Source organism: Pseudomonas flexibilis, from assembly GCF_000806415.1.
Taxonomy (GTDB): Bacteria; Pseudomonadota; Gammaproteobacteria; order Pseudomonadales; family Pseudomonadaceae; genus Serpens; species Serpens flexibilis.
In genome coordinates, this window is sequence record NZ_JTAK01000005.1 from 316633 (window position 1) to 338052 (window position 21420).

At 64.6% G+C, this 21420-nt stretch carries 18 protein-coding genes; 9 read left to right on the plus strand and 9 right to left on the minus strand.

The features are described from left to right. Positions 1-12: 12 nt before the first annotated feature. The 8 genes from PT85_RS13640 to PT85_RS13675 form a co-directional block, all read right to left on the minus strand. Entirely contained in the window at positions 13-1674 is a 1662-nt protein-coding gene (locus PT85_RS13640) for a DUF1302 domain-containing protein (protein ID WP_175444359.1), read from the minus strand. Between the two features lie 106 nt (positions 1675-1780). Continuing rightward, on the minus strand, positions 1781-3394 hold the full coding sequence (locus PT85_RS13645; RefSeq protein WP_082013070.1) for a FadD3 family acyl-CoA ligase: 1614 nt from the start codon (positions 3392-3394) through the stop codon (positions 1781-1783). 16 nt (positions 3395-3410) lie between these two features. Further along, positions 3411-4445, minus strand: a complete 1035-nt coding sequence (locus tag PT85_RS13650; protein WP_039606944.1) for a ferredoxin--NADP reductase — start codon at positions 4443-4445, stop codon at positions 3411-3413. A gap of 2 nt (positions 4446-4447) precedes the next feature. Then, complete coding sequence (locus tag PT85_RS13655; protein WP_039606945.1) at positions 4448-5203, minus strand: glucose 1-dehydrogenase; 756 nt, start codon at positions 5201-5203, stop codon at positions 4448-4450. A 10-nt stretch (positions 5204-5213) separates the two neighbouring features. Then, on the minus strand, positions 5214-6920 hold the full coding sequence (locus tag PT85_RS13660) for an FAD-binding protein (protein WP_039606946.1): 1707 nt from the start codon (positions 6918-6920) through the stop codon (positions 5214-5216). A 61-nt stretch (positions 6921-6981) separates the two neighbouring features. After that, positions 6982-8172: an acyl-CoA dehydrogenase family protein gene (locus tag PT85_RS13665; protein WP_039606947.1), complete on the minus strand. Its 1191-nt coding sequence runs from the start codon at positions 8170-8172 to the stop codon at positions 6982-6984. A gap of 217 nt (positions 8173-8389) precedes the next feature. Then, positions 8390-9982: an amidase gene (locus PT85_RS13670; protein ID WP_407681096.1), complete on the minus strand. Its 1593-nt coding sequence runs from the start codon at positions 9980-9982 to the stop codon at positions 8390-8392. A gap of 44 nt (positions 9983-10026) precedes the next feature. Beyond that, positions 10027-11460: a coniferyl aldehyde dehydrogenase gene (locus tag PT85_RS13675; protein ID WP_039606948.1), complete on the minus strand. Its 1434-nt coding sequence runs from the start codon at positions 11458-11460 to the stop codon at positions 10027-10029. A gap of 183 nt (positions 11461-11643) precedes the next feature. On the opposite strand from PT85_RS13675, the gene PT85_RS13680 reads away from it, so the two are divergent. From PT85_RS13680 to PT85_RS13705, 6 genes are read left to right on the plus strand one after another with little or no spacing between them, the layout of a single operon-like run. Beyond that, on the plus strand, positions 11644-12645 hold the full coding sequence (locus PT85_RS13680) for a flavin reductase family protein (protein ID WP_039606949.1): 1002 nt from the start codon (positions 11644-11646) through the stop codon (positions 12643-12645). 35 nt (positions 12646-12680) lie between these two features. Continuing rightward, positions 12681-13454 carry a glucose 1-dehydrogenase gene (locus PT85_RS13685; protein WP_039606950.1) on the plus strand — a complete coding sequence of 258 codons (774 nt, stop codon included), beginning with the start codon at positions 12681-12683 and terminating at the stop codon, positions 13452-13454. A gap of 12 nt (positions 13455-13466) precedes the next feature. Beyond that, a complete protein-coding gene (locus tag PT85_RS13690) occupies positions 13467-14261 on the plus strand; it encodes a fumarylacetoacetate hydrolase family protein (RefSeq protein WP_039606951.1) in 795 nt (264 codons plus the stop codon). Between the two features lie 25 nt (positions 14262-14286). Continuing rightward, positions 14287-15183 (plus strand): acetaldehyde dehydrogenase (acetylating), encoded by an 897-nt coding sequence (locus PT85_RS13695; protein ID WP_039606952.1) that lies wholly within the window; start codon positions 14287-14289, stop codon positions 15181-15183. 10 nt (positions 15184-15193) lie between these two features. Further along, positions 15194-16225, plus strand: a complete 1032-nt coding sequence (gene dmpG / locus PT85_RS13700; RefSeq protein WP_039606953.1) for a 4-hydroxy-2-oxovalerate aldolase — start codon at positions 15194-15196, stop codon at positions 16223-16225. A gap of 30 nt (positions 16226-16255) precedes the next feature. Next, positions 16256-17611 (plus strand): MFS transporter, encoded by a 1356-nt coding sequence (locus tag PT85_RS13705; RefSeq protein WP_039606954.1) that lies wholly within the window; start codon positions 16256-16258, stop codon positions 17609-17611. A 73-nt stretch (positions 17612-17684) separates the two neighbouring features. Here PT85_RS13705 and PT85_RS13710 read toward each other — a convergent pair whose 3' ends face one another. Then, positions 17685-18452 carry a 3-alpha-hydroxysteroid 3-dehydrogenase gene (locus PT85_RS13710; RefSeq protein WP_039560249.1) on the minus strand — a complete coding sequence of 256 codons (768 nt, stop codon included), beginning with the start codon at positions 18450-18452 and terminating at the stop codon, positions 17685-17687. A 615-nt stretch (positions 18453-19067) separates the two neighbouring features. Here PT85_RS13710 and PT85_RS17580 point away from each other — a divergent pair. The 3 genes from PT85_RS17580 to PT85_RS13725 are packed head-to-tail and all read left to right on the plus strand — an operon-like array spanning position 19068 to position 21367. Further along, entirely contained in the window at positions 19068-20480 is a 1413-nt protein-coding gene (locus PT85_RS17580; RefSeq protein ID WP_065365791.1) for a site-specific integrase, read from the plus strand. Between the two features lie 51 nt (positions 20481-20531). Then, positions 20532-20858 carry a type II toxin-antitoxin system PrlF family antitoxin gene (locus PT85_RS13720; protein ID WP_039606955.1) on the plus strand — a complete coding sequence of 109 codons (327 nt, stop codon included), beginning with the start codon at positions 20532-20534 and terminating at the stop codon, positions 20856-20858. Further along, a complete protein-coding gene (locus PT85_RS13725; protein WP_039606956.1) occupies positions 20855-21367 on the plus strand; it encodes a type II toxin-antitoxin system YhaV family toxin in 513 nt (170 codons plus the stop codon). Before PT85_RS13720 ends, PT85_RS13725 begins: the two co-directional genes overlap by 4 nt. Positions 21368-21420: the final 53 nt, after the last annotated feature.

Genomic DNA, 21420 nt, shown 5'->3' on the forward strand with positions numbered 1-21420 from the left:
TCCCTTATCCGATCAGAACGTGTACTTGACGTTGAGCGAGAGGTAGTCGCGGTCGGCCAGCAGCCGGCCGTGCTCGATGCTCGGCGAGGAGAGGTAGTTGACCAGGGTCGCACCGACCTGGAAGTTGCCGAGGTACTTGAAGTCGGCTCCGAGGGTGAGGCGCTTCTCGTCGCGTCCCAACCCCTGGGTGCCGCTGCCATCGAGGGCCTGCATCCAGACGACTCGGGTGTTCAAATCCCAGCCGCTGAACAGTCCGGGGTAGTCGAAATAGGCGCCGAGCCCCAGCAAGGTGCTGGAGCGGGTCTGCCCGTCGTACTCGTAGTCGTCATATGCGCCATCGACACCTGCCCCCCCGCCGCTGACCCGCAGGGTATCGACGCGCTGGATACGCTCGTTGAGCAGCTCGCCGGAGAGCGTCGTCTGGTGGGCGAAACGGTTCGGGCCGAGCATGTACAGGAAGTTCAGGTTGGTCATCAGCAGATCGCCGGTGGTGGGCGCGCCGTTGCTGAGGTACACCGGCGCATCCTGGCGCAGGCTCAGATCACCGCCGATCTGCACATCACGGTACTTGGTGGTGAAGCTCAGACCGGTCAGCTTGATGTCCTCGAAGTAGCCGAACTTGTAGCTCGGCACGCCGGGGCCGTAGCCCAGCCCGTCGAGTTCGGGCGCCGAGGAATAGTGCGTGGTCCCGCTGAAATCGAAGAACATCGCCGCGACCCGGTCGTGGTAGCGGTAGTGGTACAGGCCGAACTCGGTGCTGAAGATCGGCGCATAGCGCAGCCCCACGCCCCACTGCCCCGAGTCCCGCGGTTTTTCCTCGCCGGCATAGGTCAGTGCGGTGAACGAGGTGTCCGGCAAGCTGTTGATCACCCCGGGGGCAAGCCGATACAGCTGCGCGCCCGGACCGAAGTAGTCCGAACCGAAGTAGTCGCCCACCGGGTTGAGCAGGGTCTTTTCCCACTCGTACTGGTAGAAGCCTGTCAGCGTGAACTGCTGGTTGAGCGACCAGGCAGCCGACACCTGGCCCACGGGCAGGTAGGCATCCTTGGCTTCGGTGCCCGGCACGTTGAACTTGGTGGAATCCACCGGCACCTGACCCTGGCTGATATTCGGCCAGAACAGGCTTTCACCCCAGGCCAGCAGATGCCGTCCGGCCTTGACCGAAAGGTACTGCTGTTCGCCCAAAGGGAAATCGCCGAAGACATAGGCATCCAGCAGCCGTGCCTTGCTGCCGCTGTCCTTGCGGGTCCGCGAGGTGAATTCGCGATGGTCGCCTGTCTTGTTCACCGTGAGCGGCGAATCGTTGTCGTTGCTGCTTTTGTAGACATCATCGTAAAAGTGGCTGCCGCGCAGCACGGCGCCGTAGTTGTCCTTGCGCGCGATGATCTCGCCAAACAGGCTCAGCCGATTGTTGATCAGGCTGCCCTTGTCGAAGTTGCGCGTGCCGTCATCGTTGTTGATGTCCGCCAGGTACTCGCTTGAGGGGCTGGCCGTGCGAACCGACAGCGTGTAGTTGGCGGTGATCTGCGATTGCAGCACCAGCCCGTTGTCGAACTCGACGGTCGGCAGCGCCAATGCAGGCGCGCTGGATGCCAACCCGAAAAGTGCCAGCAGCAGCCGTCTTGGCTGGGCCGGAACGCCGGCGTACCCGATTACCTTTTTCTTGTTATTCAAGGCCTGCTCCTTAACGTCCAACCGTTGCCCTTCAATAGGTGCAGACGCAGTATCGAAACTGGAGAGCCGCGCCACATGGTCCATACGGACGAAGCTGCAGCGGTTATCAGGGCAATTCGGCGGCCAGCCTCAGCTTGTCGATCTTGTTCGATGCGTTGGTCGGCAGTTGCTCGTAAAACACCACCTTGCGCGGCACCTTGTAGTTGGCCATGCGCTCGCGGGACCAGGCGATCAGACCAGCCTCATCCAGCGTCGCACCAACCTTGCGCACCACACAGGCACAGCACACCTCACCCATTCGCGGATCGGGAATGCCCAGCACCGCCACCAGGGCGACATCCGGGTGTTCGCCCAACGCGGCCTCGATCTCGGCCGGATAGCAGTTGAAGCCGCCGACGATGAACATGTCCTTCAAGCGTCCGGTGATCCGCAGGTTGCCGCTCGAATCCAGGCTGCCGATATCACCGGTATGCAGCCAGCCCTCGGCGTCGATGGCCTCGGCCGTGGCGACCGGATCATCGAAGTAGCCTTGCATCACATGAAAGCCTCGCAGGCAGATTTCACCGTTCTCGTTTGCCGGCAGCGGCCGGTTCTGCGGATCGACGATGCGCACCTCGGTGCCAGGAATCGGCTGACCGCTGGTGCCGGCGATGATTTCCGCCGGCTCGCAGGGGTTGCAGATGGTGGCCAGGCCGCCACACTCGGTCAGCCCGTAGGCGGTCGTCACCACCGCACAGCCGAGCTCGTGGCGAATGCGCTCGATCAGCTGCGGCGGAATGGTCGAGGCGCCGGTGACCGCGATGCGCAGGCTGCCCAGATCGGCGCTTTCCAGGCGCGGATGGGCGAGCATCGAGAGATACAGCGCCGGCGGACCGGGCAGCACGGTGATCCGCTCGCCCGACACGCGCTCGAAGATCGCCTCGGCGTCGAACACCGCGTGCGGCAGGATGGTCGCGCCGGCGAGCAGGCAGGTCAGCCACCCGGCCTTGTAGCCGAACGAATGAAAGAACGGATTGACGATCAGGTAGCGATCGCCCGGCAGCAGCCCGATGATCCGCGCGTACTCGGAGAAGGCTCGCAGGCTCTGCCCGTGTGCATTCATCACACCCTTGGGTTTGCCGGTGGTGCCGGAGGTGTACAGCAGGTCAGACAGATCCTCCGGCCGCACGGCCAGCGCTCTCTGGCGGGCGGCATCCAGTGAGACGCCCAGGCCCTTGGCCCGCAGGTCGGCCAGCGTCATTTCGGTGGCCACCACCGAGCCGGTCGCTATCGTGACCACCTGCTCCAGGCTGCCGGGGCGATGAGGCGCAAGCATGGCCGGGTAGTCCGCGCCGAGAAACTGCGCCTCGACAAAAAGAAGGCGGGCCCCGCTGCGCGCGAGGATATCGGCCGCCTCGGCCCCCTTCATGCGGGTATTGAGCGGCACCAGCACGGCACCGGCACATTGCAGGCCCAGGGCGAGCAGCACCCAGTCGATACTGTTTGGCGCCCAGATAGCCACCCGGTCGCCGGGCTCGATCCCGACAGCCATCAGGCCTCGGGTGACGGCCAGCGCCTGTTCGGGCAGATCTCGGTAGTCGATGCGTCGCTCGCCCTCTTCCAGCGCGACACGACCGGCATGTACTTGGGCAGCGACAAACAGCAGTTCTGGCAGGGTCCGTGCGGCAGCACCGGCGGCGGCATCACGGGTTTCGCTCGATGTGGATATCAGCACGGTCATATCGGCCTCTGCTCGGTCAATCGGGAAAGCGCAGATGAACGTTCGAGGTCAGCGCAATGGCCTGGCAGGCCAGCCTCCAGCCTTCCCTGAGCTCCTCGGCATCCAGCGCTTCATTGGCCAGGAGCTCGACCTCGCCTTCCACCAGGGTGCACATGCAGGAGGCGCAGGCGCCGACCAGGCAGGAATGCGGCGGCTGCAGGCCCTCGCGACGCATGGCCGTCAGCAACAGCTCGCCCGGCTGACAGTCGATGGTGCGTCGCTCACCGTCCAGCTCCACGGTCAGCCGCGCAGCCAGGGCGCCGGCATGTTCGACGACCGTTACGGCCGGTTGCTCGCTCTCGCCTGGCAGCGAGACGAAGCGCTCGACATGTACCGCCCGGCTTGGCAACCCGGCGATCTTGAGCGCGGCTACCGCACCGTCCATGAAAGGCCCCGGCCCACAGATGAACGCCTCGGCCTGGGTGAACCCCTCGGCGAAGGCCGCGAGCTGCTCCGGCAAGGGCCTGCCCTGTACGCTGTCGAGCCAGTGAATGACCTGCAGCCGCGTCGGGTGATGCCGGGCCAGCTCGCGCAGTTGATCGCGGAAGATCACCGAAGCCTCGTCGCGATTGGCATAGACCAGGCGGAGGCGGCCGCTGCCCTGCTTCAGTGCGGCGCGCAGGATCGACAGAACGGGCGTGATGCCGCTGCCGCCAGCGAACAGCAAGAAGTCGGCATCCAGCGACTTCGGTACGAAGACCCCGGCGGGAGGCAATACCTGAACGCTGTCACCGGCCGCCAGCTGATCGCACAACCAATTCGAGCCACGGCCATCGGCCACCCGCTTGACCGTTACCCGCAAGGGCTCGTCCTCCAGCGGACAGCTGGATAGCGAATAGCAGCGCGGCAGCCAGTCATCACCATGGGGTATTCGCAGGGTCAGGAACTGGCCGGGGCGATAGCTGAAACGCCCGGCCAGCGCCTGGGGCACATCGAATACGAACGAGCAACTGTCGGCGGTCTCGCGAACCACCTCGGCCACCCTGAGAGTGAGGTACTCGGGCGCGTTCATGCTCAGATACTCATGACGAACTGGCCGCTGTCGATGCGCAGTTCTATTCCGTTGATCGCCCGCGCCTCATCGGACGCGAGAAAAACGATGGCGTTGGCCACATCCTCCGCCCGGCAGGCGCGATTCATCGGGTTTGCGTCGATGGTCAGCTGTTCCGGATCGACGCCAGCCGGGTAGACCGCTCGGGTCATGGGGGTCAGCACCCCATCGGGATGGACCGAGTTGCAGCGAATGCGAAACGGCCTGCCGAATGCCGCGACGCTGCGCGTCAGCGCGGCGATGGCGCCCTTGCTGGCGCTGTAAGCCAGATAGTCGGGCTTGCCGGCCATTGACGTGATGGACGCGAGGTTGACGATCGCCCCCCCTGCGCCGCGCTTCATCAGTGCGACCGCGGTCTGACAGCCCAGAAACACGCTTTCGGCATTGACTCGCATCAGCCGCTGCCAGTCCTCGAGCGTGGTGTCCTCCACGGAGCCGGCCTTGAGGATGCCGGCGTTGTTGACCAGGACATCGAGACGGCCATGCTGCGCCTCGATGTGGGCAGCCAGGGTCTGCCAGCTCTGCGCGTCACTGACATCCTGCCCGATGAAGGTCACTGCCTCGCCCAGCTCGTCCGCCAGACGCTGACCGGCCTCGACATTCAGGTCAGTCAGCAGCACCCGAGCGCCCTCGGCGGCGAACCGGCGTACCGCGCTCGCGCCCATACCGCTGGCTCCGCCTGTCACCACGGCAACCTTGCCCTGCAAACGTTCGCTCATCGGTCGACCCTCAGCTAGTGGCCAGATGGCGGGCGGCGATATAACCGAAGGTCATCGCCGGGCCCAGGGTGGCGCCCGCACCGGGATAGCGGATACCCATGACCGACGCCGAGGTGTTGCCGATGGCATACAGTCCGGGAATTGGCGCGCCGTCTTCACGCAGTACCTGCGCCTGGGCGTTGGTCAGCAACCCACCCTTGGTGCCGATATCGCCGGCATTCATCCGCATTGCGTAGAACGGCCCCTTGGCCAGCGGCGCCAGGCAGGGGTTGGGCTTGACGTTGGAGTCACCGTAATAGCGATCGAAGACATTGCCACCACGGCCGAAGTCTTCGTCGATCCCGGTGCTGGCGAAGCGATTCACCCGCGCCACGGTGTCCTTGAGTCCGCTCGCGTCCACACCGATCTGAGCGGCCAGTTCGTCCAGGCTGTCGGCCTTCCAGTAGACGCTGCCCAGCCACTCCTTGCGCAGACGGCTGTCGGGCATGATCTGCGCCGGCATCAACGGCCCCATCGCGTAGCCGAAGCGGAATTTCGAATCGAAGATCACCCAGGCCGGCACGCTTTTCCCGCCCGTGGCTTCGTTGTCGCGATACATGGCATCGACAAATTCGAGATAAGGCGCTGCCTCGTTGACGAAGCGCCGGCCTTGGCCGTTGACCACAATGGCGCCCGGGAAGGCCCGCTCGGCAAACACAGCGCGCGACTGCGCTTCGCCTGTTACTTGCAGGGTCGGCGCCCACCAGGCCCAGTCCAGCAGATCGGTCGCCGCACCGAGCTTCTGCCCGGCCAGCAAAGCCGCGCCGGTGTTGCAACCCTTGGGCGTCGCGCTCCATGCCTGAGTGCTCGGCTGCGGGAGATAGCGATCGCGCAAGGCCTGGTTCTGTTCGAAACCGCCGGAGCCAAGGATGACACCGCGCAGCGCACGGATGCGCAGCGGCTGGCCGTCGCGCTCGGCGACCACGCCCACGACCTTGCCGTCCTCCTCGATCAACTCGCGGAAGTCAGTCTTCAGCCACAGCGGGATATTGCGGTCGAGCATGGACGCGCGCAGGCTCGCCACCAGCGCATTGCCCAGCGCCGCGCGACGGTCACGACGAGTCTTGCGGCGCCAGGCGAAGTCCAGCTTGTAACGCAGGATCAGCCACATGATTAGCAAGCGCCAACCCGGCGTCTTGGCCATGGCCTTGTGAGCGTGGCGCGCGGTCCAAGCGATGCGGCCCATCAGCAGCGTGGTCGGTGAGGCCTCGCGCAGGTTCTCCAGCTCGTCGCCGAGCACGCTGGTATCGAACAGCTCGGGATCCAGGGTTCGGCCACCGTGCAACGCGCCCGGCAGGTTCGGATAGTAATCGGGGTACTTGTCGGCCACCGTGTAGTGCACGTGGGTGTGCTCTTCCAAGTACTGGATCATCGCTGGCGCATGGGTCAGGTAAGCATGCAGGCGCGCTTCATCGACACGGTCACCCACCGAGGCCTTGAGGTAGGCCATGGCCTGCTCGTAGCTGTCCTTGCCGCCAATGGCCTTGAAGTAGTGATTTCCCGGAATCCAGATACCGCCGCCGGAAAGCGCCGATGTACCACCGTACTGAGCAGCCTTTTCGATCATGAGTACCGACATTCCGCAGTCGGCGGCGATCACGGCCGCCGTCATCGCCCCCGCCCCCGAACCGACCACTACAACATCGCAGGTGGCCGCGTATTCATTGTTGTTATGCATGGTCCAGACTCACTTGCCAGATTCAAACGAACCGCCACCGGCAACGGTGGCGGAGTGACCGTCATACATAGGGATCAGGGTTGGGCAGGCCGAGCTGAACCGCACCGTAGGTACGGGCGAACGCCGCGACGTTGTTCGAGATGTGCCCGCGCGCCTGATGCAGGTCACGGAAGATGCGCGCTACCGGATTGCTCTCGTACAGGCCCGAAGCGGCCATGCAGCGCAGAATGCCGCTGACCTTCTCGGCGCAGGTATTGGTCACATAGGCCGACTGGTAGCGGTACAGCAGGCGGGTCTCGACATCCGGAAAGGCGTTGCCGGCAGCGATCTGCTGCAACTGCTCATAGTTGCGCTCGAGCACCAGCCGCAGCATGTCCAGGGTCAGCGCCGCATCGGCCACCGTCTCCTGCGCCAGGGGGTCTTCGGCCGTCTTGGCACCGTGCTTGCCGATGTGTCGCGCCGCGGTCTCGCGAAACTCGCTGATCGCACCCTGCAGCGCACCCAGGCAAGACGTGGACACCGCCCGTGTGAAGACCTGAGCGAATGGAATGCCGTACAACGGGTTGGTGTTCACCTCGCGACCCGGCGTGGCTTCGAGGCTGGAGTTGTTGGTGCGCTGCACGCGATGGGCAGGCACGAAGGCATCCTCGACCACGATGTCGTGGCTGCCGGTGCCTCGCAGGCCCAGCACGTCCCAGTTGCGTTCGATCCGATAGTCGCTGCTCGGTACCAGGAAGGTACCGTGCTCGGCGCCCTCGCCGTTCTCGTCGGCCGGAATGATCCCGCCGAGCAGGCACCAGCGGCAATGTTCGCTGCCGCTGGAAAAGCCCCAGCGTCCACTGATGCGATAGCCACCCTCGACCTCGGTCACCTTGGCGACGGGCATGTAGGTGGACGACATCAGCGTCGACTGATCCTCACCCCAGACATCCTCCTGCGCCTGCAACGGATAGCGCGCCAGCTGCCAGGGGTGCACACCGATCACGCCATAGATCCAGGCGGTAGACATGCAGCCTTCGGCCAGCGCCATCTGAATCTCGGCAAAGGTGCGTAGGTCCGCCTCGTAGCCGCCGAAGCGCTTGGGTTGCAGCACGCGAAAAAAACCAGCTTCCTGCATGTCGGCGATGGTTTCATCGGGCACCTTCTGCTGGCTTTCCGCTTGTGCGGCGCGCGCCTTCAGCACGGGGATCATCTGCCGCGCGCGCTCGATCAGATCGATGTCTTTTGGTGTTCTCTGGCGAGTGGCTGCCATCTCGGAATCCTCACTTTGGCACCGCAACAGGAAGACGCGGCTGGCCTGATTATCGAGAGGACGGATCACCGGACTCATCGTCAAAGTGGACTAGGGCTAGCGCCTGGCGAGCTGGATGCGAGTTGGTGCGACGGAACGCGCCCAGCGGCCCGGACCGCCTCCACTGGAAGCGGTGCGAGCGCGCCGGGCGAGTTCGGGTGAGCGATAGCGGCGGATGCTAGATCGCCAGTCGGGGGTGGCGATCGGCCCAGGGGCGGGTCTGTTCCAGCTGCCCGGCCAGGCGCAACAGCAGCGCCTCGTTGCCCAGGCGGGCGGTGAACATCATGCCGACCGGCAGGCCCTCGGTGCTCATGCCCAGCGGCAGGGAGATTGCCGGCTGGCCGCTGACATTGGCCAGCACCGTGAAGGACGCGCTGCCCATGGCCTTGCGCGCGTACTCCCCCCAGGGCTGCGAGAGGCGCAGCTCACCGAGTTTCGGCGGCAGGTTGGCGGTCACCGGTGACAGGATCAGGTCATAGCGCTCAAACACCTGCTCCATACGCGTGCTGATGGTTTCGAACGCATGCCGTGCGCGAAACAGCTCGACCGCGCTGGCCCGTTCGCCATTGCCGAACACGGTATGCGTGACCTCTTCCAGCTCGTCCCTGCGCAAGGCGCGCCCAAGGGCCTGCTCCCGATCGCGTATGGTCGCCGCCGTTGCAGCGGCACCCACCGTTCCATGAGCACTGAACAGTTCTCGCGGATCGACCGGCAAGCTCAACTCGTCGATCTCGTGGCCAAGGCTGAGCACCAGCCTGACAGTCTCGTCGAGCACCCGCGCCACGGCGGGATCCAGCTCGGCGCCGGTCAGCGAGCGCTTGACCAGGGCAACGCGCAGGCGGCCAGGGTCACGCCCAACTTCCTCGACGAACGGCCGCTCCACTGGCTGCGCCCAATACGGACTGCCCGGCTCGCGGCCCTGCCCTACATCGAGAAACAATGCGGTGTCACGCACCGAACGCGACACGACGTTCGCCACGCTGGCACCGAACCATCCCTCGAACCGCGCCGGGCCGCTCGGCGTGCGGTAACGGCTCGGCTTGAGCCCCACCAGGCCGCAGTAGGAGGCCGGAATGCGGATCGAGCCCCCGCCATCGGTGGCATGTGCCGCCGGAACGATGCCGGCGGCCACCGCCGCCGCAGCCCCGCCCGACGAACCGCCCGCGCTACGCTCCAGGTTCCAGGGGTTGCGCGTCTGCCCCCAGAGCGCCGACTCGGTGGTCGTGGTCAGGCCGAATTCGGGGATGGCGGTCTTGCCGAACGGCACCGCGCCCGCCACCTGGTATCGGGCGATCAGCGTACTGGTAAAGGCAGCCGGCGGACTGTCGCGAAACAGCCGGCTGCCGTGGCTGGTCGGCGTCCCCTTGAGATACGTACCCAGGTCCTTGATCAGCAGCGGCACACCCGCGAGTGCCCCGCTGCTCGCCTGGCCTGCCGCCGAGCGCTCGGCCAACAGCGCACGGGCGTAATCCTCGTGAATCATGTTCACCGCATTGACCTGCCGATTGACCGCCGCGCAGCGGTCGAGCGCGGCTGCCAGCAGCTGCGCACCGGTCAATTCCCCTGCCCGCACCGCATCGGCCATCGACCAGGCATCGAGCCGGAGATATTCCTCTGCGGTCAGCCCGCCGTGCGTGGTTTGGGCGTGCGCAAGCCGGCCGAGCACCGCTGCCCCCAGCGCCAGCGCACTGGCTTTAAGCACCCGTCGACGCGGCCAGGCGACACGGTCATCGTTGGAGAAGGCCTCATCAGGCGGAGGCATGTCGTTCATGGCGGTTCCCTGCAGTCAGTAGGTGCCTGTAGGCGTCGGCCGGCTCAGCCCGGGTTGACCTGTGCCCGCATCGCCATCAGGAACTGCTCGCCATAGGGCGGCAACAGTCCCCATTCGGCACGCGGGTCGTAGGCCGGGGCCTTGAACACCGTGCGCGCATGGCTGAACTGGCGGAACCCTTCCCGTCCGTGATAGTGCCCCATGCCGGAGGCGCCGACGCCGCCGAACGGCGCATCGTGCATCGCCGGGTGCATCATGGCGTCATTGATCGTCACACCGCCGGAAAGCGTGTGGCTGAGCACGTAATCCTGCTCGGCCGGGTTCTGTCCGAAGTAGTACAACGCCAACGGACGAGGCCGGGCGTTGATTTCTGCAAGCACGGAAGGCAGGTCGCTGTAGGTCAGCAGCACCATGATCGGGCCGAACAGCTCCTCTTCCATGACCAGGCTGCGCAGCGGCGGGTTGACCACCACGCTCAGTGGGCGCTTGCGGCTCTCGGGCACAGGTGCCTCGTCAGGGCAGCGCAGCACTTCGGCGCCTTGTTCGAGCGCATCGGCCAGATAGCGATCGATACGCTGCTGATGCCGCTCGTTGACGACCGCCACGAGGTCCGGATTGCCGTTGGCGTTCGGATAGAGCGAGATCACTGCGGCACGGAACGCATCGATGAACGCCTGCTTGTGCTCGACCGCGATGTAGACGAGGTCCGGTGAAACGCAGATCTGCCCGCTGTTGGTCATCTTGGCGATCGCCAGGCGCCGCGCCGCATCGGCGATGTCGGCGCTGCGTCCGACGATCGCCGGCGACTTGCCGCCCAGTTCGAGGGTCACCGGCACGAGGTTTTCCGCGGCGCGGCGCATCACGTCGCGGCCAACGACGGTGCTGCCGGTGAACACCAGATGGTCGAATGGCTGGCTGGCAAAGCCCTGCCCCACCTCGACGCCGCCGGTCACCACCGCCAGTTCCAGCGGATCGAAGCGCTCGCCGATCGCCGCGGCAAGCACCGCGGCCGTATTGCCGGTGACCTCCGAGGGTTTCAGGATGGCGCGATTACCCGCCGCCAGCACACCCGCCAGCGGACTCAACAGGGTGAACAGCGGAGCGTTCCAGGTGCCGATGATGCCGACGCTGCCCTTGGGCTGGTACTGCACCCACGCCTCGGCTCCCAGCTGATCGTAGGGTGGGAACGCCGGCCGCGGATCCCGTTGCATCCAGCCTTCCACATGGTCCCGGGCATGCTTGAGCGAAGCGAGCGCACCGAGGATGTCGTTCATCAGCCCGTATCCGGGGTGGCGCCCACCGAAGTCGCTGTCCATCGCCTCGACCAACGTCTGCTGCTCGGCCACCAGCAGGTCGATCACTGCCTGCAGCCGGCGCTTGCGGGTTGCGGCGTCGACCGTGCCTTCATGATCGAAGGCCTTTCGTTGGGCGGCCAGCAGCACGCCTACCTCGTCGATGGATCGCAGGTTCGCATTCATACGGCCTCCGGGCATCCCCGTTGTTCTTGTCCGTCCCACCTTACGTGGTCTCCGAGCGTGGCAGCCTCGTCCATCCGGACGACACGAACCGCAGTACTTCCCTTAGTCCGTAAAGACGATGTTCGCGCAAGCGCGGCTGCGAATACTGCAATCACACGACTGACCCGATTTGCGAGGCAGACCATGACTGCTCCAGCCAGCTTCAACCCCCAGGCGTTCCGTGCAGCGCTCAGCACTTTCACCACCGGGGTGACGATCATTACCACGCGCGGCGCCGATGGCGAGCCGGTGGGCGTGACGGCCAACAGTTTCAACTCGGTCTCGCTGAACCCGCCGCTGGTGCTCTGGAGCCTGGCCAAATCGGCCCTGAGCCTGCCCGCCTTCTCCGGCAACAAGCACTGGAACGTGCATGTGCTGTCGGCTGACCAGCAACTGCTCTCGGGCCGCTTCGCCTCGCGTGGCGAAGACAAGTTCGCCGGCGTCACGCTCGATCAGGGCATCAACGACACGCCGCTGTTCAAGGATTGCACGGCCCGCTTCCAGTGCCGCACCGCCTTTACCTACGAGGGCGGCGACCACCTGATCTTCGTCGGCGAGGTATTGGCGTTCGACAAGACCGATTTGCCACCGCTGGCCTTCCAGAGCGGCCAGTACGCGCTGGCCACCTGCAAGGCGCGCGAGACGCTGCGTCTGGGCTCCGAGCCGCCGCCGGAATGCAGCTACACCGAGGACCTCCTGGGTTACCTGATCGGGCGTGCGCATTACCAGTTGCTCGACGCACTGCGCCGACTGCTGCATAGCCAGAAGATCGACGAGTACGCCTTCTTCGTGCTCTCGGTTCTGTGCATCCGGGACAACCTGACGCTGGAAGAGATCAACCAGTTCGTCAGCTACACGGGCCGTGAGGTCACGCTTTCGATGATGCTGTTCCTGGAAAAGCAGGGCTGCGTGGTGGCCGAGAAGCAGTTCGGCGTACTGCGCTTCCTGCTCACGGCGACCGGGCGAGAGATGTCGCTCGAGCAGATCGCACTGGCCAAGGCGGTTGAGCAGGACGTGACCGATAAGCTCGGTGCGAGCGATTCACAGATCCTGAAAGTGCTGCTCAAACGCCTGATTCGCGACACCGACCCCGGCCTGCCCGACCTCTGGGCCCCTGCACAACCTCCGGTCAGCGCTCAGGCCTGAGTCCGACCGTACGTACCACGAGACAAGGAATCGCCATGAGTCTGCTCGACCGCTTCACCCTGCATGACAGTGTCGCCATCGTCACCGGCGCCGGCCGCGGCATCGGCCGTGCCATTGCGCTGGCCTACGCCGAGGCCGGTGCTCGCGTGGTCTGCGCCGCGCGTACCCGGGCCGACGTCGAGGCAGTGGCCGCCGAGATTTGCGCCGCCGGTGGCGAGGCCATCGCCGTGCGCTGCGACGTCAACGACGACGGTATGCGTCGGGCCACCGTTGCGGCTGCGCTGGAGGCCTTTGGCCGCATCACCCACCTGGTCAACAACGCTGGCGGCGCCGGCCCAAACGACCCCCTGAGGATGAGCGTCGAGGAGTTCGAGCAGGTGCTGCGTTTCAACGTCGGTTCCGCCTACGCCCTGACGCAGCTTTGCGTCCCGCACATGCGCCAGGCGGGCGCCGGCAATGTCCTCAACATCACCTCGGGTGCGGCCCGCTATGCACAGCCACAGTTCAGCGCCTATGGCGCGGCCAAGGCGGCCCTGACGCAACTGACCCGGCTGCTGGCCCACGACTTCGCCCCGACGGTGAGGGTCAATGCCATCGCGCCCGGCCCGATCCTCACCGACGCGCTCAATCGCGTGATGCCGGAGCAGATGCGCGCGGCGATGGAGCGAAACACACCGATGAAATGCCTCGGCGAGGTGGAAGACATCGCTGCCGCCGCCCTCTACCTGGCTACCCCGGCGTCCCGCTGGGTAACGGGAAAGATCATCGAAGTCGACGGCGGCGCCGAATCCAGCGTCTGGCCCGGTTGAGGAGCGATTGCCATGCTTGACCCGAAAATGATCGAGGCCCTCGGCGACGAGCTGTTTTTCGCCCTGCGCGAGCGGCGCACCCTGGCGCCGCTGACCACCCGCCACCCGGCCATCGACCTGGACGATGCCTACCGCATCTCGCTGCGCTTCCTGCAGCGCCGCGAGGCCGTCGGCGAGCGGGTGATCGGCAAGAAGATCGGCGTCACCAGCAAGGCCGTGCAGGACATGCTGAATGTGCACCAGCCGGACTTCGGCTTCCTGACCGAAGCGATGCAGGTGGGCAATGGCAGCGCCGTGAGCCTGAGCGAGCACCGCCTGATTCAGCCACGCGCCGAGGGCGAGATCGCCTTCATTCTCGCCCAGGACCTCGACGGGCCGGGCGTCACGGCCTCGGATGTGGCGGCCGCCACCGCCTCGGTGGCCTGCTGCTTCGAGATCGTCGATTCGCGCATCGACAACTGGCAGATCCGCATCCAGGACACGGTGGCGGACAACGCCTCCTGCGGCGTGTTCGCCCTTGGCGAAACGCGTATCGACCCGCGCCAGCTGGACCTGGCCGCCTGCGAGCTGCAGATGTTCAAGAACGGCCAACCGGTCGGGCGCGGCCTGGGCGCCGCGGTCCAGGGGCACCCCTGCGAGGCCGTGGCCTGGCTGGCCAACACGCTGGGTCGGCTGGGCATTCCGTTTCGCAAGGGCGAAGTGATCCTCTCCGGCGCCCTCGCCCCGCTGGTGCCGGTGGGCGCCGGCGACCGCATCCACATGACCATCAGCGGCATCGGCGCCGTGAGCCTGCACTTCGTCGACTGAACCCGATTCGTCAAGGAGACGAACCATGAGCAAGAAGATCCGCTGCGCCCTGATCGGGCCCGGAAACATTGGCACCGACCTGTTGTACAAGCTCATGCGCAGCGAGGTGCTCGAGCCGGTCTGGATGGTGGGCATCGACCCGACTTCCGAGGGCCTCAAGCGCGCTGAGGAAATGGGTCTGAAGGTCACCGCCGACGGGGTCGACGGCCTGCTGGCGCACGTCGAGGCCGATGACATTCGGATCGCCTTCGATGCCACCTCTGCCTATGTGCATGCCGAGAACAGCCGCAAGCTGAACGCGCTGGGCGTGCTGATGATCGACCTGACACCGGCGGCCATCGGGCCCTATTGCGTGCCCCCGGTGAACCTCAAGGACAACCTGCGGGCCGGTGTGAAGAACGTCAACATGGTCACCTGCGGCGGTCAGGCCACCATTCCGCTGGTCGCCGCGGTGTCGCGTGTGCAGCCCGTGGAATATGCGGAGATCATCGCCACCGCCGCGTCCAAGTCGGTTGGCCCGGGTACGCGCAAGAACATCGACGAGTTCACCCGCACCACCGCTGGCGCGGTGGAACAGGTGGGCGGGGCGAAGAAGGGCAAGGCGATCATCGTCATCAACCCGGCCGAGCCGCCGCTGATCATGCGTGACACCGTGCACTGCCTGGTCGAAGGCACGCCAGACGAAGCGGCCATTACCGAATCGATCCACGCCATGATCGCCGAGGTGCAGAAGTACGTGCCGGGCTACCAGTTGGTCAACGGGCCGGTGTTCGATGGCAAGCGTGTATCCATCTTCATGGAGGTCGAGGGCCTCGGCGACTATTTGCCCAAGTACGCCGGCAACCTCGACATCATGACCGCAGCCTCGGCCCGCACCGCCGAGATGTTCGCCGAAGAACTGCTCAAGCAGACCGAGGTTTAAGGAGCTCGCCATGGACCTTCGCGGCAAGAAAATTACCGTACACGACATGTGCCTGCGCGACGGCATGCACCCCAAGCGGCACCAGATCAGCCTGGAGCAGATGAAAAGCATTGCCCAGGGCCTGGATGCGGCCGGCGTGCCACTGATCGAAGTCACCCACGGCGACGGCCTGGGCGGCAGCTCGGTCAACTATGGCTTCCCCGCGCACAGCGACGAGGAATACCTCTCGGCCGTCATTCCGCTGATGAAGAACGCCCGGGTATCGGCACTGCTGCTGCCGGGTATCGGCACGGTCGACCATCTGAAGATGGCCCATGAACTTGGGGTTTCCACCATCCGTGTGGCAACCCACTGCACCGAGGCGGATGTTTCAGAACAGCACATCAACCACGCCCGTCACCTGGGCATGGACACGGTGGGCTTTCTGATGATGGCGCACATGAACAGCCCTGAAGGTCTCGCCGCCCAGGGCCTGCTGATGGAGAGCTACGGCGCCAACTGTATCTACATCACCGACTCGGCCGGCTATCTGCTGCCCGAGGATGTCCGCGCCCGGGTCGCCGCACTGCGCGCCGCACTGAATCCGGAGACCGAGATCGGCTTTCACGGCCATCACAACCTGTCGATGGGCGTGGCCAATTCCATTGCCGCGATCGAGGCCGGGGCCACGCGTATCGATGCCGCCTGCGCCGGCCTCGGGGCGGGTGCCGGCAACACGCCAATGGAAGTGCTGGTGGCGGTGTGTGACCGCATGGGCATCGAGACCGGCGTCAGCGTGTTCGGCATTCAGGACGTCGCCGAGGACCTGGTGGTGCCGATCATGGACTTCCCCATCCGCAGCGACCGCGACGCGCTGACCATGGGCTACGCCGGGGTCTATGGCTCGTTCCTGCTGTTCGCCAAGCGCGCCGAGAAGAAGTACGGCGTCTCGGCGCGCGAGATCCTCGTGGAGATGGGGCGCCGCGGCATGGTGGGTGGCCAGGAGGACATGATCGAGGACACCGCGCTGACGCTGCTCAAGCAACGCAGGGCTAACGCCTGAGTCAAATCCTCTCGCGTCTCGGAGCCAAACATGACGACTGCCACCACAGCGGAGGCGCGCCTCGGCTGGCGCACGCATAGCGTGCTGGCGCTGCTGGTGGTGGCCTATGCCAGCAGCTTCATCGGTCGACAGATCATGTCGGTGATGATCGAACCCATCAAACTGGAATTCGGCGTCAGCGACACGGCCATGGGGCTGGTATCCGGCCTGTCGTTCGCCGCCGTCTATGCCCTGCTCGGCCTGCCGGCCGGTCGCCTGGCGGATCGCCATTCGCGGATGCGGGTCCTGGCCATCACCGCGGCGCTCTGGGCGCTGGCCACCCTCCTCTGCGGCATGGCCACCGGCTTTCTCATGCTGGCGCTGGTGCGGATGCTGGTGGCGGCCACCGAGGCCCCCGTTACTCCAACATCCCTTTCACTGATCGCCGATCTCTACCCGGTTCGGAATCGCTCGTTGGCGATCAGCTGTTTCACCGGTGCGCCCACCCTGTCTGCCATCGTCGGCCTGAGCATGGGTGCCTGGCTCGTGGATGTTCATGGCTGGCGCACCGGATTCGTGCTGATCGCCATTCCGCTGTTGTTCCTGTCGCTGGTCTTCGGTTTCCTGGTGCGCGAGCCCCAGCGGGGGCGCTGGGACGGCGTCGCCGATCAGCCGGATCCGGGAGAAACCTTACGGCAAGCGGCTATGACGTTGCTGCGCAACCGGCCCTACCTGATCCTGATGAGCGCCAGTGCGCTGACCACCTTCAGCGCCTACGCATTTGCCATGTGGAACACCAGCTTTCTCGTGCGCAGTCATGCGCTATCACTACAGCATGCCGGCATCCTCGCCGGCGTGGTCAGCGGTGCCAGCATGGCCTTTGGCGGTGTATTCAGCGGCTGGTTGACCGACCGCCTCAGCAGCGTGAATCGCGCCTGGCTGCTACGCATCCCGCTGCTCGGGCATCTGCTCGGGCTGGCTGGCATGGTGCTCTATCTACTCTGGCCGCAGGCGACATGGTTGACCGTCGCAGGCCTGCCGGTGCCAACAGCCATGCTCTGGGCAACGTTCAGCGGTTTTTTCAGCATCTGGTGGGTGGCGGCGTCCTTCAATCTGCTGACCCAGTTGGTCAGCCCCTGGCAGCGCGCGACGGCGATCGCCCTGCAGACGGTTTTCTCCACACTGCTTGGCATCGGTCTCGGCCCGCTTGCGGTCGGCCTGCTGAGCGACGCACTCGGCGGCGCGTTCGGCAACGACTCGCTGCGCTACGCCATCCTGTTCATCAGCGTTTTCCTGCTGGTGCCTATGGGCTTGCTGCTGACGCTGTACCGTTCCGGTGCCTATCACGCGCCGGCGCCCGTGCTCAGACCGTCTGCCGGGGCGCCGCTGGTGGCCTGCTCGGATTGAAGGAGGCGGTCACCTGGCGCAGCAACGCCCGGCAAGCCAGGCGTCTTTCGAATGTCGTCGCAGCGGTGAAGGCTCAGAAGGTCTTGGCGCGCATCAGGGCGTCCATCCCGCCGTCGACGAACAGTACGCTGCCGTGGATGAAGCTCGCCTGAGGCCCAAGCAGAAAGGCGATCGCCTCCGCCACCTCTCGGGGCTCGCTGCCACGACCCAGCGGCGCCACGAAACGACGCGTCGACTCCCCATAACGCGGATCGGCCTTCGAAGCCTGCAGCAGTGGCGTCTCCACCGCACCTGGCGCGACCACGTTCAAGCGTACGCCGCGGCCGGCCCAGTCAACCACGTTACGTCGAGCCAGGCAGGTCACCGCATACTTGGAACCGGCATAAGCCAAATGCGTCTGGCCCTGCTGCTCTGCCAGCTCGATCGCACGGGCCTCATCGCCGTCCAGCATCGCCTCAACCATCGGCAGCTCGGCGGCCCCGGGCTGAGTCGCCGCAATGGAACCGACGATCACCGCGGCCGGCTGCTGTCCTCGCGATAGCGCCTCGGCCAGACCGTCCAGCAGGGCACTGACGCCAAAGTAGTTGACCGCAACGACCAGGCCACTGTTTGCAGCGGTTACGCCGACGCCGGCGCAGCAAACCAGCCCATCGAGCACTCCACCACAACGGTCCAGCACAGCGGCGACGGCCGTTTCTCGCCCGCCTGGGGTAGACAGATCCGCCTCGATATCAGCCTGGCCGCGGTCAATGCCAATCACAGTATGGCCGGCGCGGGCCAGCAGCTCCTTGAGCGCGGCGCCGATGCCTGAAGCGCTTCCAGTAATTGCGATAACGGACATAAACATCTCCTTGATGGGCGGATTACGAACGGGCATGCCATAGGTTACTGCCGGATGCCTCACATAGGCTCACTCCACCATACGACAGCCCGCATCTCATCGTCTGGAAAGACTACCGTGAGCCGCAAAGCAATGCTCTGTAAGAAAGGTCCGAACGGGTGAGTCGACGCAATGATAGGAAAGGCTGGAGACACTCCTGGGCAAGCGTTGCGAACGCCCCGATGCTGCCTTGGAAACTGATCGCGGATCTGGCTTCCCCAGCGCACAAGACCCAGGCGTCCCCATCCCCAGCAAACCGGTACGGCATCGCAAGTGGTTGTGGCGGACAAGGGCGACGAGCCGACACCTGCGCCAGTACTGCGACCGTTATCGAATGCAGCCTGTGATCCCGCTGCGGAGCATCGCGCAGCTAATTGCCTGCCAATTGGCTACCGGAAGGCCCGAAATTGGCTATCAGAAATTTTCTGATCGCCCATAAAAAAATCCAGTCACCGCTAAGTGACTGGATTTTTTGGAGTTTTTTTGGTCGGGACGGAGTGATTCGAACACTCGACCCCTTGCACCCCATTGGCCCAAAACTACGTCTATAGAGGTCTATAGCGTTCTGATGGCACCATGTCTCTGGCGGATGCGCGTGAGCGCGCAACGGAACTGGCCAACCTGCACAAGTCCGGTATCCGCAATATCCGTGAGCACCTGGAGGCCGAGCAAGAGACCATCCTCCGCGCCCGTGAGCTTGAAATGGAGCGGCAGGCTGCCCGCAAGGCGGCCAGGGACGCCGAAAAGGCACGGCTTGCCGCACGCAAGTCAGTCAGGGATCTGTTTGAGCATTGGGCCCGGGTTGACCTCATTCATCGCAAAGACAATGGCGCCGAGGTCAGGCGCGTCTTTGAGAAGGACGTGTTACCAGTGATGGGCCACCTCTTCGTCGATGATGTGCGCAAGGGATGTCTGACCGAGGTGACCGATGTACTGGTGGCTCGCGGCTCCCACCGCATGGCCAAGCTGGTCTTTAGCCTGATGCGGCAAATGTTCCGTTTCGCCGTGGAACGTGACTACATCGAGCATGATCCCAGCGCCAGCATCCGCAAGGCCAAGATCGGCGGCAAGAATGTGGAGCGGGATCGGGCACTCAGTGAACAGGAAATTGTCCTGCTGCATCGGCTGGCGCCCCAGGCCGGGTTGCTGGTCACCACCGAACTGGCGATCTGGATACCGCTGTCCACCTGCTGCCGCATCGGGGAGCTGCTGGGCGCACGCTGGGAGCATGTCGATTTCAACCGGAAAACCTGGCTTATCCCTGCGGAAAACAGCAAGAACGGCAAAGCCCACACCATCTACCTTTCAGATTTTTCCGTCGATTGCTTTCAGCGGCTGCGCTATGTGACCGGGAGATCGCAATGGTGCTATCCAAACAGTCGCTATACGGGGCCGGTCGACTCCCGGACGGTCACCAATCAGTTGAGGGACCGCCAGCTCGCGGCGGGCCGGAAAATTCTGGCCAACCGTAGCGTCCGGCAGCAAACATTGGTTCTGCCTGGCGGGAAATGGACACCGCATGACCTGCGCCGAACCGGGGCGACCATGATGACCGCGCTGGGGGTACTGCCGGAAGTTGCGGAGCGCTGCTTGAACCATATCGAAGAGAACCGGTTGAAGCGCATCTACCAGCGGCACAACTACCGAGCGGAGATGACAAACGCATGGGAGGTTCTGGGTAAGCGGCTTCAGGAGCTCACCATGGATACGCCCGGCCCAATTTCGGACCCCGAGCCCCCCGCCGATTGTGATACAGACGCTGACAGTACTAGCCAGGTACTGATTCAGCCTCACGCTGGCGAGCCGAGCTCTGAGCTCCTGACGCTGGCCGAGGTCGCCAAGGCCCTGAAGATCGGTCGCACCGCATGTTTTGAACTGCGCCGACGGGATCCAAACTTCCCAAAGCCGATCACCAATGGCAGCAATCCCCGAAGTCGCGTGTATTTCGTACGACAGGAAATCGAGGCGTACCTGCGCTTGCCACGGTAATGCACTCGCATTACCATGCGATCAACAGCCCTGATCCGCAGGAGATTTGCCATGGCCGCGTCCCTCGAAGCCGAATCCACCCTTACCGATCGCTACCAAACCACGGTGCCGGAAACCGTCCGTCGCGCCCTCAAGCTGGGCAGGCGCGACAAGATTCACTACACCATTCGCCCCGGCGGAGAGGTGGTGCTTACGCGTGCCGATATCCCTGACGACGATCCGGTGCTCGGTCAATTCCTCGGCTTTCTGGCTGCCGACCTCACCCGCCATCCCGAGCGGCTGAAATCTGTGGATGCCGGCCTCGTCCAGCGGCTGCAATCATTGGTCGGCGGGGTCGATGTCGATCTCGATACTCCCCTGTCGGCGGACGATGAATGAGCACAGGAAAGCCCGAACCTCTGGTCATTCACGGCTGGACTGTTTTTGCTCATCCCCTCTTCCTTGCACAGATTGAAGCACTGGCGCAGCAGGTCGAGTCCCTTAAGCAAAAGGACCCCGTCGGGTATATGCAGAAGAACGCCAGTAAACGACTGGCCGCGATCCTCAAGCTGGCGTTTGACGCTATTCCACAAGATCCGGCGCGAGCGGAATACCGTCAGGGTGCGACCCTGGGTGACGATCACAAGCACTGGTTTCGGGCCAAGTTCTTTCAGCAGTACCGGCTGTTCTTTCGCTACCACGCGCCGAGCAAGGTGATTGTTTACGCCTGGGTGAATGACGAGGACACCAAACGGGCCTACCAAAGTAGCGACGACGCCTACCGGGTGTTCCGCAGAATGCTGGAGGGTGGGCACCCGCCGGATGACTGGGACCAGCTGCTCGTGGAGGCGCAAAAGGAATCGCTGCGCATGCGGGAATCATTGGCAAAGGCGGTAATTGTGCAGTGATAGCGACTCTGTCGCTCGGCACTATTGGCGGCACAGCGACTCATCGGTGCTTC